The organism is Bacillus cereus group sp. MYBK5-2 (assembly GCF_051915685.1).
In the GTDB taxonomy this organism is placed as follows: Bacteria; Bacillota; Bacilli; order Bacillales; family Bacillaceae_G; genus Bacillus_A; species Bacillus_A cereus.
The window spans coordinates 105,878-122,950 of sequence record NZ_JBQAFE010000008.1 but is presented as its reverse complement, the minus strand read 5'-3'; the positions used below and the strand labels follow the sequence as shown (position 1 = coordinate 122,950).

The window sequence follows — 17,073 nt, the reverse complement described above, 5'->3', positions numbered from 1 at the left end:
ATACCATATTAAAACAAGTTATCATAAGATGTATTACTTTATGAAAATAATGTTAGGTGGGAAATACATGTTAGAACAATTTCATATACATGCTGATTTAAAACAACAGCTTTCTACGATTCATGAAAAGAATAAACAAGAAGCTGGTGAAAATGCACATTTAATCGGAACGAAAATATATAAAGCGTCTGATAATAGCATTATTGAAGATGCGATTACAGCACTTCTTCTTGGCAAGAACATTCTATTAAAAGGACCGACTGGTAGTGGTAAAACAGTACTAGCGGAAACTCTTTCTTCTTTATTCCAAAAACCAATGCATAGCATTAACTGCTCTGTCGACTTAGATGTAGAGGGTATTTTAGGATACAACACACTACAAACGAAAGATGGTGCATCTGAAGTTTCATTCGTTAACGGTCCTCTTATGAAAGCAATGAAGAACGGTCACTTCCTATATATTGACGAAATCAATATGGCAAAACCTGAAACGTTACCACTTCTTCACGGCGCATTAGATTACCGTAAAATGATTACAAACCCATTTACACAAGAGGTTGTATACGGTGATGACGAATACCGTGTAATTGCTGCGATTAACGAAGGTTACGTTGGAACAAGTGAACTAAATGAAGCGTTAAAAAACCGTTTCGTTATTATTGAAGTTCCTTACATTCAAGGTGATACATTAAAAGAACTATTATTAGCAGAATCAAAATTAAATGATGTTGCAACAATTGAAAAGTTTGTTGCATTTGCAAGCGACCTTATGCCTTTAGCTCGCGATGGACGTGTAAGTGAAGAAGCAGCAAGTATTCGTGGTATTATCGACGCATGTGATTTAGGTGTATATATTCCTGTTATGCGAGCGATTGAACGAAGCATAATTGCAAAACTTAATGATGAAACAGAACAAATGACTGTCCGTGAATTAGCAGAAAGTTATTTCTTTGAGGGATAATTTATGAGACAAATTTTTAGTGACAAAAAAATTGATGCGTCGCTGTTTCTACAAATGGAAAACTTAATGTATGCCCTTCTAAAAGAAGACGATGCCTATCTTGAATATGGCTATAAAGCATACTACGACGAAATTGAAAAGAAAGTTGTCATTAGTCACTTTTGGGATGATCGAAAAGAAGAAGATACAGTAATCGGATTAAAAAGCGAAGTGTTCTTAAAAGCACTTGGTAATAAACATTACTCGGACATGACTTTAATTCGTTCTTATGCGATTGAATTGCAAGAATCGCCCCTAAAAAAGTTTTTAACACAATTATTTGTTCTATTAGAAGATTTACGCGTTGAGGAAATCGTAAAGAACTTACGTCCTGGCACGAAGCATGTTTTTAAACGTCGAAAAGAAATGTACCGCAATTATTTCGGCTCTCAAAATGAAATAAACCGTGTTCGTAATTATCACGGTGATCGTCTATTTTGCCTATGCTATCTTTCATTAACTAGCGATAAATACGAAATGTTTAATAATGAATATTTTGAGCAAATTGAAGCGATTTTACATGAAACATTCCAAGCACGTAATACAGAAGATATTATGTATATCGTTGAGAAAATTCGCTATCGCTTAGAGGCGCTTCTTGAAAGCGATATGCTTAACAACTATTTCGGACATGCTCCACTTTACTTATCTGTCCTTGCAGACGAAAAGAACTGTCGCGTCGAAGATTTAGCAAATGATGATACGCAGATTATAGATGACGATGAAAATAAAAACAAAATGGATGAAAGTTTCTCCACATGGCATCGTGAAAATAAAAATAACGAAAACGAGAACTTTTTACGCTTTGAATTAGAAAGCGGAACAAAAACTAATATGATGGGTGATACTGCCCGTGAATCAGAAGATGGCGACCAAGCACTTGGTTCTGTACAAGGTACTTCACAAAAAAGTACACAATCCAACTTTGATGGCGCTGATACAGAAGAAGCAAGGGCTTCACACGCTTCTAGCCAGCACGACGGTGCATACGGTAAGTATAATGTAGGTGCTTCTCATACATTTAAAGAAGCTCGCAAACCAAACTCAGATGAGAAAAAAGATTACCAAGCTATCAAATCAGTCGTCAATAAAGATGTAAAAGAATTAAAGAAAATTATCGAAAAAACAATTGAAAATAAAACGAATGCGAATAGTGATAAATATTACGGAAGACTTCGTAAGAAATTCCTTCGTATTTATACCGAAAAACAACCGCGTATGTTTTATAAAAAAGGACAAGAGTCACAAGAACTCGATGTTGCATTCCAACTATTAGTTGACTGTTCTGGTTCTATGTATAACAAAATGGAAGAAACGAAGAAGAGTGTTGTACTATTCCATGAAGCTTTAAAGTCTTTAAAAATCCCGCATGCTATTAGCGGATTTTGGGAAGATGCCTCTAGCGCTAAACCTGAAGATAAGCCGAACGTTATCCATGAAGTTGTAAATTATAAAAACTCAACGTTGCCAAACGTTGGTCCAGAAATTATGCAACTTCGTGAAGAAGAAGATAATCGCGACGGATATATTATTCGTATCGTTTCTGAAAAACTTGCCAAAAGACCTGAGAAACATAAATTCTTACTAGTCTTCACAGACGGTGAGCCTTCTGCGCTAGACTATCAACAAGACGGAATTTTAGATACGCATGAAGCTGTTAAACTCGCGCGTAAAAGTGGTATGGAAGTAATCGGTATCTTCATCGAAGAAGGCGAAGCGAAAGAAGCAACTTATCAATTGATGAAAAACATTTATAACCATCACTTCTTAGTTGCAAATCATGCTGAAGATTTACGATTGAAGATTAAACCATTGCTGAAAAAGTTATTACTGAAGACGATTGAATAGAAAATAGGAGCCTTGTGGCTCCTGTTTTTTCGTTCAATTACTTTGTTTCTGGTTGAAACTTGTATGGAATGGCTACTTCTAATAAAGATTCAAATCCTCCGTCATAGTATGGGAAACGCTCATTCGCAATTGTTCGATCTACCCACTCTATTGCAGAAATTTCACCTTCATCTTCCGCAATAAGTTCCCCTTTTACTACATTCGCTCGGAATGTAAAAAATAGTGCATGATTCCCTGATTCTTCAAAGAATTTTTCATTGATCGCAACAAGCCCCCCAGCCAAGGCGGTTAAACCTGTCTCTTCTTTCACTTCTCTTATTAGTGCTTCCTCTAATATTTCACCTTTTTCCACAGCCCCACCTGGCAATGACCAAACGTTTTGTTCTACATTATGTACCATTAATATTTTATCTGTTTCTTCGTCATGTATTAGTGCGTATACGACATCAACTCTTTGCATAAGACTTCTCTCCTCCCAAAAATAATGAAGAGCCGATTCCTAAGAATCGACTCTCCCTATTAATTCATCACTAACTCAGCTGTGAGCTTTTTTTTTAACTTAGCCAGCATGTCAGTTGTCATTTTGTCTAAATCGTATTCTGCTTTAAAGCCCCACTCTTTCATTGCTGCGGTTGCGTCAATAGAGTTCGGCCAGCTATCAGCAATTGTTTGACGAGCTGGATCTACTGCATAATCCATTGTAAACGTCGGAATGTGTTTACGAATTGACGCTGCAATTTGCTCTGGCTCGAAGCTCATTGCTGTAATGTTAAATGCATTTCTATGCACTAGCTTACTTGGATCAGCTTCCATTAATGAAATGATCGCTTGTAAAGCATCAGGCATATACATCATGTCCATATATGTTCCTTCAGCAATGTATGAGGTGTATGCACCTTTTTTAATCGCCTCATAATAAATTTCAACTGCATAATCAGTTGTTCCGCCTCCTGGAGGAGCTACGTAAGAAATTAAACCTGGGAAACGGACACCGCGCGTATCTACGCCAAATTTTTGATGATAATAATCACACAGTAATTCTCCTGCCACTTTGTTTACCCCATACATCGTAGTAGGACGCTGAATTGTATCTTGCGGTGTATTATCTTTTGGCGTTGATGGACCAAATGCACCGATAGAACTTGGCGTGAAGAACTTACAGTTTAATTCACGAGCTGCTTCTAGAGCATTTACAAGTCCACCCATATTTAAATTCCATGCAAATAACGGATTTTTTTCTGCTGTTGCTGAAAGTAAAGCTGCTAAATGAATAATTGTATCTACTTCATTACGCTTTGCGATATCATGTAGTTTTTGTCCATCTGTTACATCTAACGTTTCAAATGGACCAGACGTTACTACTTCACTATCTGTTTCACGAATATCTGTTGCAATAACATTTGATGCGCCGTATACATCACGAAGTTTCATTACTAGTTCAGAACCAATTTGCCCTAAAGAACCGGTTACTAGAATTTTTTTCATTTTCCCCACTCCTCATTTGCAAGCTATTCAAAAGATGTCGTTACTTAAATGATGCCCATTTCTTTTCCTACTTTTTCATACTTAAGAATTGCTTCATCTAACATTTCTTTCGTATGAGCTGCTGTAGGCATATTACGAACGCGCCCTGTCCCTTTTGCTACAGTTGGGAACACGATAGATTTCGCGTATACACCTTCTTCATTTAGACGTTTACTAAATTCTTGTGTTAATACTTCGTCCCCAATGATACAAGGTGTAATTGGCGTTTCACTTTCCCCAATGTTAAAGCCAAGTTCTTTTAATCCTTGTTTCAAGTAGCGTCCATTTTCCCATAAGCGATCGTGTAACTCTGTGCTTTCCATTAAGATTTCAATTGATCTCATACAAGCTGCTGCATCAGCTGGTGTTAATGCTGTAGAGAATAAGAATGGGCGTGAACGAACTTTTAACCAGTCAATTAAGTTTTGTTTCCCTGCTACATACCCACCAATTACCCCAATTGCTTTTGATAATGTACCAATTTGGAAATCAACTTTATCAGAAAGACCGAAGTGCTTTACAGTTCCTGCACCTTTTCCAAGTACACCTGAACCGTGCGCATCATCTACGTATGTCATTAAATCTAACTCTTCTGCAATCTCAACAATTTCTGGTAGTTTTGCAACATCTCCATCCATCGAAAAGACACCATCTGTAATTACCATTAATTTATTGTAAAGACCTGATTCTTTCGCCGCGATTGCTTTTTGGCGTAAATCTTCCATATCAGAATGTTTATAAACAATAATTTTTGCTTTTGATAAACGACTACCGTCAATAATAGATGCATGATTTAATTCGTCTGAAAGAATCGCATCATTTTTATCCATAACAGCTGAAATCGCTGCCATATTACAGTTAAATCCTGATTGATAAGCAATTGCTGCTTCTGTATGTTTAAACTTTGCAATTGTTTCTTCTAACTTAATATGCAAATCTAAAGTACCGTTAATTGTACGAACAGCCCCTGCTCCAACACCGTACTTATGAATAGCACCAATTGCTGCTTCTTGCAAACGGCTATCTGTTGCTAATCCAAGATAGTTGTTTGAAGATAAGTTAATATATTCTTTTCCGCCAATTGTAATGATTGGTCCATTTGAACTCTCAAGCGGATCAATTACGTTATAAAGCCCCTTTGATTTTAAATCCTCTAAATTTTCTTCTAAAAATTTCGCAAGTGTTTTACTAGACATCGTGAAGCCTCCCATCGTTCATGTAAGCGGATTATTGTCTTAATAGTTCTAATAATCCCTCTACTAGCTTAACACGTTTTCAGAATTTATTATAGAAAAATAGTTTAAAGTAACCGCTTACAATTTTAGATTATATATGATTCATTACAATAAATCTATCATTTACTTTTCATATTTGATAGAATTAAAAAAATATTTCGGGAGGTTTCAAACATGGCATTTACAGAATCTGATGTATACAATAACACAGCATTTTTCGAACAATATATGAAACGAAGATATCGAGAAAATAGCCCAAATGAATCCATTGAAAAACCAGTATTCTTTCAGCTCATTGGTCATGTACGAGGAAAACAAATTCTCGATTTAGGCTGTGGTGATGCTAGGTTTGGCGCGGAATTATTAGAAAAGGGTTGCTACTCTTACACCGGCATTGAAGGCTCCGAACTTATGTATGAAAAAGCTAAAAAACAACTAGAAAATAAAAATGGATCTGTTCATTTTTTAAACCTCAAAGATTATACCTACCCCTCTTCCACTTTTGATTTAGTAACATCTAGACTCGCCTTACATTATATTGAACATCTTGATACCATTTTTCAAAATGTATTTCAAACTTTAAAAACAAATGGCACCTTTACCTTTAGCGTTCAACATCCCGTTATTACTTCTTCATTTGAAAGCTTACAAACGAGTGGTAAAAGAACGAGTTGGCTCGTCGATGATTACTTTAAACTAGGCAAACGGGTTGAACCATGGATTGACCAAGAAGTTATTAAATATCATCGTACAACGGAAGATTATTTCACATTATTACAGCAAGCCGGATTTACCATTACATCATTAAAAGAAGCTACACCAAATCCAACCTATTTTCAAGATGAAGAAGAGTATAAACGTCGCTTACGTATTCCTCTCTTCCTCTTATTTTCTTGTACCAAATAAAAAAAACGATGAATCACTCATCGTTTTTTATCTCATTGCCTGAGCAACTTCTTTAACTACACGTCTTCCTCTTCCGTGCGGGATACAAAGTGGTGTTCCAAACAACGGATCCGTACTAATTTGGCACTCCATTCGGAATACATCACGTACTAGTTTCTCATCTACCACTTCTTCAGGTTTACCTTGTGCATATATTTGTTTATCTTGAATGGCTACAATGTTATCTGCATAGCGGCATGCTAAATTTAGATCATGTAATACCATAACAATTGTTCTTTGTTCTATTTCATTTAATTCGAATAATAAATCTAGCACTTCAATTTGGTGAGTCATATCTAAATATGTAGTAGGCTCATCCAGTAAAATAATATCTGTATCTTGTGCAAGTGTCATTGCGATCCAAGCACGTTGACGTTGTCCACCTGAAAGGGCATGCACATCACGCTCAGCAAATTCTGTCATACCTGTTGCTGCAAGTGCCTTCTGTACCATTTCCTCGTCTTTTTCTGACCATTGCTTCAGCCATGTTTGATATGGATAACGCCCTTGCTTTACAAGTTGTAATACTGTAAGTCCTTCTGGTGCTTGTGGTCCTTGCGGTAAAATCGCCATTTGACGAGCAATTTGCTTCGTTTGCATACTTTGAATTGCTTGATTATCTAACAAAATATCACCATTTGTTGGCTTTAATAATCTGGCTAGTGAACGTAATAAAGTTGATTTCCCGCAACCGTTAGAACCAATAAAAATTGTAATTTCTCCTTTTGGAATTTCTAAGTTCAGCTCATCAATAATAATTGTTTCACCATAAGACAACGTCAAGCGTTTCGTCTCCAATGCTTTTTGCATATTCATCTCCCTTTATGAATTCCGACTTTTATAAAGTAAATAAATAAAATAAGGTGCACCAATTGCTGATGTAAATACCCCTGCTGGAATTTCAAGTGGTGTGAAAATTGTACGCCCTATTAAATCTGCAGCAAGTACTAGAATTGCACCGACAATAGCTGCAACTGGGAGCAATGCACCGTATAAAGAACCAACTAATCTTCGTGAAATATGAGGTGCCATTAAACCGACAAATCCAATTCCTCCGGCGAAGGCAACTGCTCCCCCAATTAAAGCCGTACTAAGTAATAACATGAATACGCGTGACTTCGTTAAAGGAACACCAAGTCCTACCGCAATATCATCCCCTAGCTCTTGCGCATTTAAATGTCTAGCAGCTATAAATGATATTACCGTTAAAATGAGAACCCACGGTGCAAGTACCATAACATTTTGCCAAGAAGAGCCATAAACGGTACCCGTAATCCATACATTCGCTTGGCTCGCTTGATAAATTGGTGCTAACAACATAAATAATGTTGTTGCCGCCTTCGTTAATGCCCAAAATCCAACACCAATTAAAACGAGAATAATTGGTGATAATCCATCATTTTTCCATGCAAATAAGTATACAAAAACCGCTACAATCGTTGCTCCTGCAAAAGCTGCTAACGGCATATATTGAATGCTTACAGTTAGCGCATTATTTTTATCACTAAATAGCGCTAAAAATAATACAACTGCGACACTTGCCCCGCCCGTAATCCCGATGATATCAGGAGAAGCAAGTGGATTTCGAACGAGCCCTTGTAAAATACAGCCCGCTACTGCAAGCGCAATTCCTACGAGGATAGCAATTAAAATACGTGGCATACGAAACTTATTTACAACCATATTTGACATCGCATCGCCATTTCCAGTAATTGCTTGCCATACGTCATAAGGAGCAATTTTCATGTCCCCCATACCTGCGCTCGCAAAGAATAATCCTATTAAAACAACTAATAAACTTAACAAGACGAGACAAGCTCGTTTATACATTAAAAACGAGAGCTCACCTTTTCCTATACGAAACGGAATATATTTCTTCATTTGCTAAGCCCTCTCTTACGTGCAATATAAATAAAGAATGGAGCTCCAATAAATGCTGTCATAACTCCTACTGGTACTTCTTGTGGCATAATGACATATCTTGCTGCTATATCAGCCAATATTAGTAGTATTGCACCTAACAATCCGCTATAAGGCACTCTCCATCTGTGGTCAACTCCAACAAGAAATCTCGCAAAATGCGGAGTAATAATTCCAATAAATCCAATTGGGCCAGCAACCGCAACTGAACCACCAGACAACAGTACAATAATAAGTAACACGAATGATTTCATTAAAATTGTTCGTTGTCCAAGTCCTTTCGCGACGTCTTCTCCCATCATCAATGTATTTACTTTCCCTGCCATCATAAGAGATGCAATCCATCCTATTAATAAATATGGGAATACAGATTGTAAAATTTCTAACTTTCTCCCTTGCACAGATCCAGCAAGCCAAAATAATACCTCTTCAAGTGCTTTTTCATTTAACACAAGTAATCCTTGTGTTAATGATGAAAATAATGCACTAATTGCGACCCCTGCTAACGTTAACTTAAGAGGAGTAGTCCCTTCTTTTCCTAAAGAACTAGAAGCAAATACAAGTACAGCTGCAACCGCCGCTCCTAAAAAGGCAATCCATGTGAAAGCTGATAATGATGTTACTGAAAAGATTACAATTGCTACAACTATAAAGAACGCAGCACCTGAATTTAATCCAATAAAATCTGGAGAAGCAAGTGGATTCTTAGTTAAAGTTTGCATAAGACAACCAGCAATGGCTAAACTAGCACCAACACTAGCTGCAATTAACGCCCTAGGCAGACGTACATTTTGAATAATAATATGTTCATTGGAACCGTTAAAATGGAAAAAAGCATCCAATGCTAGTTTCCAACTCGTATTTGTATATCCGAAAATAATACTTCCCCAAATACAAATAACGACTGCAATGATTCCAACAAATAATCCAATCCATTTTGCTCGATTTGTTTTTAATAACATGCAGCGTTTCCCCTTCAATGTATAATGATACGTTGTTAGTGTATTTCAACTTAATTCTCATTGTCAACGGAAATGAGAATTATTTTCACCCATATGTATTGACAATCAAAAGATAAAGGCTTAATATCATGCTTGCTATTGAAAAATATTCTCAACATATAGGGGGTACATAATGAATTTCATGCGGAAGAAATCGTTTACAGTATTTGTCTTTTTACTAGCATTTTCAATGCTTTTAAGCGCTTGTGGAAAATCAAATAACAAAGAAGAATCTACAAAAGAAGATAATAAAAAAGAAGTGGTTACTGTAGAACATGCAATGGGTAAAACAGAAGTTCCTGCTAATCCAAAACGTGTAGTTATCTTAACAAATGAAGGAACTGAAGCTTTACTTGAATTAGGTGTGAAACCAGTTGGTGCTGTAAAGTCTTGGACTGGTGACCCATGGTATCCACATATTAAGGATAAAATGAAAGATGTAAAAGTTGTTGGTGATGAAGGACAAGTTAACGTTGAAACAATCGCTTCTTTAAAACCAGACTTAATTATCGGTAACAAAATGCGCCACGAAAAAGTGTACGAACAATTAAAAGCAATTGCACCTACTGTGTTCTCAGAAACATTACGTGGTGAATGGAAAGATAACTTCAAATTTTATGCAAAAGCATTAAATAAAGAAAAAGAAGGTCAAAAAGTTGTAGCTGATTACGAATCACGTATGAAAGATTTAAAAGGCAAACTTGGCGATAAAGTAAATCAAGAAATCTCTATGGTTCGTTTCATGCCTGGTGATGTTCGTATTTATCATGGCGATACATTCTCTGGTGTTATTTTAAAAGAACTTGGATTTAAACGTCCTGGAGATCAAAATAAAGATGATTTTGCAGAGCGTAACGTATCTAAAGAGCGTATTTCTGCTATGGATGGTGACGTATTATTCTACTTCACATTCGATAAAGGAAATGAGAAAAAAGGATCTGAACTAGAAAAAGAGTATATAAACGATCCTCTATTTAAAAATTTAAATGCCGTAAAGAATGGTAAAGCATACAAAGTCGACGATGTTATTTGGAATACAGCTGGCGGTGTAATTGCTGCTAACCTATTACTAGATGACATCGAAAAGCGCTTTGTTAAATAATACAGCTCTAGTCAGCACCCTCCTATGGTGCTGGCTATTTTCTATTTCACTGAAGTGTCACATTATTTCGTTTTGTATTTTTATTCCCAATATGTTATATTGAGAAAGTAAATAGAATATATTTTCTTTATATCAGAATAAATATTTTAATCTAAATTTTCTGATTAATCACTATTTTATTTTCTTTTAGAATTCAATTATTACATTTGAAAACGCTTATCATCTCGTTTTCAGGGCAAAATACAGTAACGGTTGAAGAAAAATAGAACTTTTTTAGAAATTTTCTTTCTATTTCCATATAATTCTATTGACTTCTAAATATTTTGTAAATTAAAATGATTACATAAATATCCGTTATACAGGATTAGGGGGAAACAAAAATGGATGCCGCTTTAAAATTAGACAAAGCTGGAGAGCAACAATCACCAAAAAAACATCCACCAGGGTTGTACTTGTTGTTCTTAACAGAAATGTGGGAAAGATTTAGTTATTATGGAATGCGTGGCCTTTTAGTTCTTTATTTAACAACTGCTGCGGTTAGTGGCGGGTTAGGATTTGATAAGGCATTTGCAGTGCAATTATACGGTTATTTTACAGCAGCAGTATATTTCATGCCAATTCTTGGCGGATGGCTAACTGATCATTACATTACAAGACGTCATGCCATTACTCTCGGCGGAATTATTATGGCAATCGGTAACTTTGTACTATTCTCAATGAACACAAAAACAGGACTTTTCCTTGGATTAATATTATTAGTTATTGGTAATGGATTCTTTAAACCAAATATTTCTACACTGTTAGGTGAATTGTATGATGAAAATGATTCACGTCGTGACAGTGCATTTACTATCTTCTATATGGGTATTAACGTAGGTGCTTTCTTTGCTCCACTTATTTGTGGATTTTTAGCAGAAGACTTCTTTAAAACAAGCGTTGATGGCGTTATGGTTATGGGATATAAATACGGATTCTTAGCAGCTTGTATCGGTATGATTGTTGGGCAAATTGTTTTCAACTTATTAGCTCCTCGCTACCTTGGTAAAGCTGGAACAACAGTTGTCGGTAAAAAATCAAAAAATCAACCTACAATTGAAAAGAAACCTTTAACAAAACAAGAAAAAAATCGCACTTGGGCAATTGTAATTTTAACTTGTTTCGTAGTATTCTTCTGGGCAGGCTTTGAACAAGCTGGTAGTTCTTTAACACTTTATACAGATAAATTTGTTGATCGTACAATTTTCGGATGGGAAGTGCCAACATCTTGGTTCCAATCCGTTAATCCAGCGTTCATCGTACTCCTTGCACCATTCGTATCTATGCTATGGTTAAAACTTTCTAAATCAAAGCGTGGCGATTTAAAAATACCAACAAAAATGGCATTTGGTATGATTTTACTAGGTATAGGTTACCTGGTTTTAACATTAGCGGTTCTAAAAACTGGAAGTAGTGAAGCTGATATAACTGTTAAAGCAAACTTATTATTCATCGTTATCACTTATATGTTCCATACAATTGGAGAACTATTCTTATCACCAATCGGATTATCTATGGTAAGTGCAATTGCACCTGTTAAATTAGCATCATTATTAATGGGTGTATGGTTAGCTGGTTCAGGTATGGCTAACTGGTTAGCTGGTAAACTTGCTTCCTTTACACAATCATTAGGATACCTTGAAGTATTTGCAAGTATCGGGATTATCGTTATCGTCTTAGGATTTGTACTTCTTCTATGCTCTAAAAAAGTTGCAAGTATGATGGAATAACAAAAAGACGCTTCTAAAATTAGAAGCGTCTTTTTTATTATTTCTCCTCTAAAGCTGTCACGTCCACATGAACGCTCTCACCAGGATTAGATACATCATACACTTGAGCACTCCCCTTCTGCTCATCACAGCTCTCAATCCATACTGGTACTCCCTCATATGTAACGTCAATTCTACTTGAAGAAGATAAGATTTGTTTCACACGTTTCACATCCATACTACTATCCCTCCTTTTGCTTACTACACTCCTTTCTATTTTTTCTTTTCCTTTTAGAATATATTCCGTAAGGCAGCATGTTGATTGATAGTCATTTCTTCCTCACATGCTAATATTTTCTCTCATATCACCTTTCTGACAAATAAAAAAAGACGTATATCCCATACGTCTTTTTCCATAATATTCAAATTTTAAGAAAATAATGTTTTTACTACCGCACTTACTTTATCATTATGGATTTGATAATACACTTCTAATCCTCGTCTTTCAAAGCGCACTACTTTATTTTGCTTTAACTTCGTTAAATGTTGTGAAACCGTTGATTGCGGAATTTCTAATACTTCCTGTAGTTGTGTTACATTACATGTTCCTCTTTGCATAAGTTCCATTACTAGACGTAGACGAAGTGGGTGAGCTAACGCTCTTAACATTTGTACATCTTCTTCTGAAATACGACATTCGAATTGATTTTGGCTCATAAAGTTCCCCTCATTTTCGTTTTTATTTGCGTTTTTATGTTCTTTTTATTTATTTATATATCTGTTCTTATATTTCCTGTTACGACATAACTTTATCAACCTATAAAGCCGAAAAATTTTTCCATCTTTATCAGCAAAAATTCAGGAAAAAATCCTTGCTGATTTTGAATATTATACTATATGATATAACGAAAAAGCAAAATAATGGCCTACGAATACTTTGCTTGCAAACGTTGTTTTATCAAGCTTTTTGTTATATTTTCACCTCATTGAAACGCACAGTAACGGTATTGTAAAATACCGTCTATAATTGATAACCTATCGTAATGTAGTTGAACTATAATTAACCTCTTTGTTACGCTAAAAGGGATTTTCAGTAAAAAGAGATGATGTGATATTAAAAATTTGTTTCTAATTTTTTATTCGTATTGCAAGCGGTTGGACTGTTGTGCAAAACTTCCTATTAAATCCACTCACCGATCCTCCCTCACACTAGATCAAACAGGACAGATAGGTGCATATATTAAACTTTATACTCGATATAAAAGACGGCATCTAATATACACTTATAGGAAACATGCCATCTGAATAAGCAAAATAATATGCAAATAGTTTATACAGCACACTTAAATTCATTTGAGTGTGTTTTTTGTCTACTTTATGAACAAAGCTTTTCTTTTAACACTATTATGGAATAATTATACTTTTTTACGTTGACAATAGTGTTGAAGGAGAATATACTAAGCTTGTAAGTTGATTGTGAATAGTTTCACAAATAATGTGAATTTCTTCACATATAATAGATAGGAGTTGTCATTATTATGAGTACTTGGACACAAATTTATGACCCATTAAACAATATTTGGTTATCTGCACTAATCGCAGCACTTCCAATCTTTTGTTTCATCATTTGTTTAATGGGATTCAAAATGAAAAGTTACATGGCTGGTCTTTATAGTGTGATTGTCGCTATTATCCTTGCAATATTTGTTTATAAAATGCCAGCAACAGTAGCTGTAGCATCTGCTGGATTCGGTGTTTTATCTGGATTTTATCCAATTTGTACTATCGTTATCGCCGCAATTTTCCTTTACAAATTAACTGTTAAAACAGAGCAATTCAATATTATTCGCGATAGTATTTCAAGCATTACAAATGATCAACGTTTACAAGTATTATTAATCGCTTATTCTTTCGGTGCTTTCTTAGAAGGTGCAGCTGGTCTAGGGGTTCCAGTTGCTATTACAGCCGCACTACTTGTAGGTATGGGCTTTAATCCATTAAAAGCAGCAGGTATTTGTTTAGTAGCTAATATTGCTGGTGGTGCTATGGGTGCTATGGGTATTCCAGTTACAGTGCCAGCACAATTAACTCAACTTGACGCATTAACTATTGGTCGTCAAACTGTTCTTATTTTACCTTTCATTAGTATTATTTTACCTTTCTTACTTGTTTCAATGGTCGATGGAATTAAAGGTATTAAAGAAACTTGGCAAGGTATTCTTGTAAGTGGTGTTTCTTTCGCTATTACTCAATTCGCTGTGACTTACTTCTTAGGTGCAGAACTTACTAATATTTTCGCAGCAGTTGTAAGTATGATTGCTCTTGCATTATTCTTACGTGTTTGGCAACCAAAATCTTCTACTAAAGAAGAAAAACAAGAAACTAAAGTATCACATACATTCAATCAAATTTTATACGCTTGGTCTCCATTCGTATTCTTAACTGCATTTGTAACAATCTTTAACTTAAAACCGATTAAAGCTTTATTTGCTCCAGATGGTGCGTTAGCAAACTTAGTATTTAACATTCAGTTCCCTGGTCTTCATAATGCTGTTATGAAAACTACACCAATTACAAAAGCTGATACACCTTTCGCAGCTGTTTTCAAATTTGATGTATTCTCTTCTACAACTACTGCGATTGTACTAGCAATTATCGTTTCACTTATCGTTTACCGCGTAAAAGGTAAAATGGTTAAAGAATTAATGATTGAAACAATGAAAGAATTAAAAGCTCCAGTATATACAATTTGTAGCGTTATCGCTTTAGCTTACGTAGAAAACTACTCTGGTATGTCATCTACACTTGGACTTGCATTCTCTTCTACTGGTAATGCATTCCCAGTTCTTTCTCCAATCTTAGGATGGATTGGCGTATTCATTACAGGTTCAGTAGTTTCAAGTGGTTCTTTATTCGCACCACTTCAAGCAGTAACAGCAGACCAGTTAAACATCGTTCCTTCTACACTCGTTGCCTTAAACGTAGTAGGTGGTACAATGGCAAAAATGGTTTCACCACAATCTGTAGCAGTTGCTTGTGCCGCAGTTGGACTAGTTGGTAAAGAATCTGCCCTATTTAAAACAGCAATGAAATATAGTTTAATCTTCTTAGCTGTTATTAGCTTACTTCAATTAAACGCTGTATTTAATATCTTTTAAAAATAAAACACCGATCCAAGTGGATCGGTGTTTTTCACATTACATTTGTTTATTTTTTAATAAAGAAGCTCCAGCAATTTCAGGGTGAGTCATTTCGAATGGATCTAAAATAATATCCAATTCCTCTTCTGTCAGTACACCATGTTCTAAACATAACTCCCTAACAGATTTCCCTGTTTCAATCGCTTCACGTGCAATACGAGATGCTACTTCATAACCAATATGAGGATTAACTGCTGTAATAATTCCAACACTTTTCTCAACATATTGCTTCAGCAATTCTTCATTTGCCGTAATTCCTTCAATACAATATTCACGGAATACACGGAATCCATTATTCATAATACTAATAGATTGAATTAAATTAAATACAAGCACAGGCTCCATTACGTTTAACTCTAATTGTCCTGCTTCTGATGCTAAGCAAATTGTATGATCGTTTCCGATTACTTGGAATGCGACTTGGTTAATCACTTCTGCCATAACTGGATTTACTTTTCCTGGCATAATCGATGAACCTGGCTGACGTGCTGGCAATTGAATTTCAGCTAACCCAACACGTGGACCAGACGCCATAATACGAAGATCGTTTGCAATTTTAGACATGTTCATCATACATACTTTAAGTGCTGCAGATACCTCTGTGTATGCATCTGTATTTTGCGTTGCATCAACTAAATGCTCTGCACCAACAAGTGGGAATCCACTAAACGTTCTTAAATGTTTTACCACTTGTTCAATATACGTAGGATTTGCATTTAATCCTGTACCAACAGCTGTCGCGCCCATATTCACTTCATATAAATGTTGACGAGACTGTTTAATTCTTTTTATATCACGCGCAAGCACTCGGCTATACGCTTCAAATTCTTGTCCAAGGCGAATTGGAACTGCATCTTGTAAATGTGTGCGTCCCATTTTAATAACATGATCAAACTCTTTTGCTTTTTTACGAAAAGCAGAATGAAGTTCTTCCATTGTAATAAGAAGCTTTTCTAACATCATAAGAGTTGCAATATGAATCCCTGTTGGAAACGCATCGTTCGTTGATTGGGCCATGTTCACATGAGTGTTTGGGCTAATTTTCGCATACGCCCCTTTTTCATATCCCATACGTTCTAACGCTCTATTCGCAATTACTTCATTTGTATTCATATTAATAGAAGTTCCGGCTCCACCTTGAATAGGATCCACGATAAATTGATCATGAAACTTTCCATCAACAATTTCTTGCGCTGCTTCTGCAATTTCATGCCCAATGTCTTTAGCTAAGTAACCAGTATCTATATTCGCAAGCGCCGCCGCTTTTTTCACAATTGCCATTGCTGTAATGAGTGATGGATGAATGCGATATCCTGTAATTGGGAAGTTTTCTACGGCACGTAATGTTTGTACACCATAATAAGCTGCACTTGGTACTTCTTTTTCACCTAAAAAATCTTTTTCTATACGTATATCCTTCGTTGCTATCATTTTTATCACCTATACTTTTTCATTCTAAATCCTTATCCAAAAAATCCGCCCTCTAAAAACACGAGTATCATTCAGAAGAATTTTTCAGTATCCACCTTCACTATATAGCACCTTTTTTGAAA

General features: G+C 35.6%; 15 protein-coding genes. 6 read left to right on the top strand and 9 right to left on the bottom strand.

From position 1 onward, the window contains the following. Positions 1 to 67 precede the first annotated feature (67 nt). Positions 68 to 961: an ATP-binding protein gene (locus ACTFP3_RS23290; RefSeq protein ID WP_000892973.1), complete on the top strand. Its 894-nt coding sequence runs from the start codon at positions 68 to 70 to the stop codon at positions 959 to 961. A gap of 3 nt (positions 962 to 964) precedes the next feature. Next, a complete protein-coding gene (locus tag ACTFP3_RS23285; RefSeq protein ID WP_440011384.1) occupies positions 965 to 2,848 on the top strand; it encodes a vWA domain-containing protein in 1,884 nt (627 codons plus the stop codon). Positions 2,849 to 2,885: 37 nt separating this feature from the next. Here ACTFP3_RS23285 and ACTFP3_RS23280 read toward each other — a convergent pair whose 3' ends face one another. From ACTFP3_RS23280 to ACTFP3_RS23270, 3 genes are read right to left on the bottom strand one after another with little or no spacing between them, the layout of a single operon-like run. After that, complete coding sequence (locus tag ACTFP3_RS23280; RefSeq protein ID WP_001189940.1) at positions 2,886 to 3,308, bottom strand: NUDIX hydrolase; 423 nt, start codon at positions 3,306 to 3,308, stop codon at positions 2,886 to 2,888. A gap of 59 nt (positions 3,309 to 3,367) precedes the next feature. After that, entirely contained in the window at positions 3,368 to 4,333 is a 966-nt protein-coding gene (locus ACTFP3_RS23275; protein ID WP_000723125.1) for an L-threonine 3-dehydrogenase, read from the bottom strand. 44 nt (positions 4,334 to 4,377) lie between these two features. Then, complete coding sequence (locus tag ACTFP3_RS23270; RefSeq protein WP_000095905.1) at positions 4,378 to 5,568, bottom strand: glycine C-acetyltransferase; 1,191 nt, start codon at positions 5,566 to 5,568, stop codon at positions 4,378 to 4,380. A 213-nt stretch (positions 5,569 to 5,781) separates the two neighbouring features. On the opposite strand from ACTFP3_RS23270, the gene ACTFP3_RS23265 reads away from it, so the two are divergent. Beyond that, a complete protein-coding gene (locus tag ACTFP3_RS23265; RefSeq protein ID WP_025710092.1) occupies positions 5,782 to 6,513 on the top strand; it encodes a class I SAM-dependent DNA methyltransferase in 732 nt (243 codons plus the stop codon). A 27-nt stretch (positions 6,514 to 6,540) separates the two neighbouring features. Here ACTFP3_RS23265 and ACTFP3_RS23260 read toward each other — a convergent pair whose 3' ends face one another. The 3 genes from ACTFP3_RS23260 to ACTFP3_RS23250 are packed head-to-tail and all read right to left on the bottom strand — an operon-like array spanning position 6,541 to position 9,434. Beyond that, on the bottom strand, positions 6,541 to 7,362 hold the full coding sequence (locus ACTFP3_RS23260; RefSeq protein ID WP_033695236.1) for an ABC transporter ATP-binding protein: 822 nt from the start codon (positions 7,360 to 7,362) through the stop codon (positions 6,541 to 6,543). Positions 7,363 to 7,374: 12 nt separating this feature from the next. After that, complete coding sequence (locus ACTFP3_RS23255; protein ID WP_440011382.1) at positions 7,375 to 8,433, bottom strand: FecCD family ABC transporter permease; 1,059 nt, start codon at positions 8,431 to 8,433, stop codon at positions 7,375 to 7,377. Next, positions 8,430 to 9,434, bottom strand: coding sequence for a FecCD family ABC transporter permease (locus ACTFP3_RS23250; RefSeq protein WP_000925232.1), 1,005 nt, complete (start codon positions 9,432 to 9,434; stop codon positions 8,430 to 8,432). Before ACTFP3_RS23250 ends, ACTFP3_RS23255 begins: the two co-directional genes overlap by 4 nt. Positions 9,435 to 9,606: 172 nt before the next feature. On the opposite strand from ACTFP3_RS23250, the gene ACTFP3_RS23245 reads away from it, so the two are divergent. Continuing rightward, positions 9,607 to 10,575: an ABC transporter substrate-binding protein gene (locus ACTFP3_RS23245; RefSeq protein WP_001010276.1), complete on the top strand. Its 969-nt coding sequence runs from the start codon at positions 9,607 to 9,609 to the stop codon at positions 10,573 to 10,575. Between the two features lie 380 nt (positions 10,576 to 10,955). After that, on the top strand, positions 10,956 to 12,341 hold the full coding sequence (locus ACTFP3_RS23240) for a peptide MFS transporter (protein WP_000338327.1): 1,386 nt from the start codon (positions 10,956 to 10,958) through the stop codon (positions 12,339 to 12,341). Positions 12,342 to 12,378: 37 nt separating this feature from the next. Here the strand turns inward: ACTFP3_RS23240 and ACTFP3_RS23235 are convergent, their stop codons facing one another. Together ACTFP3_RS23235 and ACTFP3_RS23230 are read right to left on the bottom strand one after the other, a co-directional pair. Further along, the gene (locus ACTFP3_RS23235; RefSeq protein ID WP_000382679.1) at positions 12,379 to 12,558 is read right to left on the bottom strand and encodes an acid-soluble spore protein H; all 180 of its coding nucleotides are present in this window, start codon (positions 12,556 to 12,558) and stop codon (positions 12,379 to 12,381) included. A 191-nt stretch (positions 12,559 to 12,749) separates the two neighbouring features. Then, complete coding sequence (locus tag ACTFP3_RS23230; RefSeq protein WP_000081428.1) at positions 12,750 to 13,037, bottom strand: ArsR/SmtB family transcription factor; 288 nt, start codon at positions 13,035 to 13,037, stop codon at positions 12,750 to 12,752. Between the two features lie 821 nt (positions 13,038 to 13,858). On the opposite strand from ACTFP3_RS23230, the gene ACTFP3_RS23225 reads away from it, so the two are divergent. Then, the gene (locus ACTFP3_RS23225) at positions 13,859 to 15,478 is read left to right on the top strand and encodes an L-lactate permease (RefSeq protein WP_000109096.1); all 1,620 of its coding nucleotides are present in this window, start codon (positions 13,859 to 13,861) and stop codon (positions 15,476 to 15,478) included. Between the two features lie 39 nt (positions 15,479 to 15,517). Here ACTFP3_RS23225 and aspA read toward each other — a convergent pair whose 3' ends face one another. Then, positions 15,518 to 16,951 carry an aspartate ammonia-lyase gene (gene aspA / locus ACTFP3_RS23220; protein ID WP_324659997.1) on the bottom strand — a complete coding sequence of 478 codons (1,434 nt, stop codon included), beginning with the start codon at positions 16,949 to 16,951 and terminating at the stop codon, positions 15,518 to 15,520. Between the last annotated feature and the right edge of the window lie 122 nt (positions 16,952 to 17,073).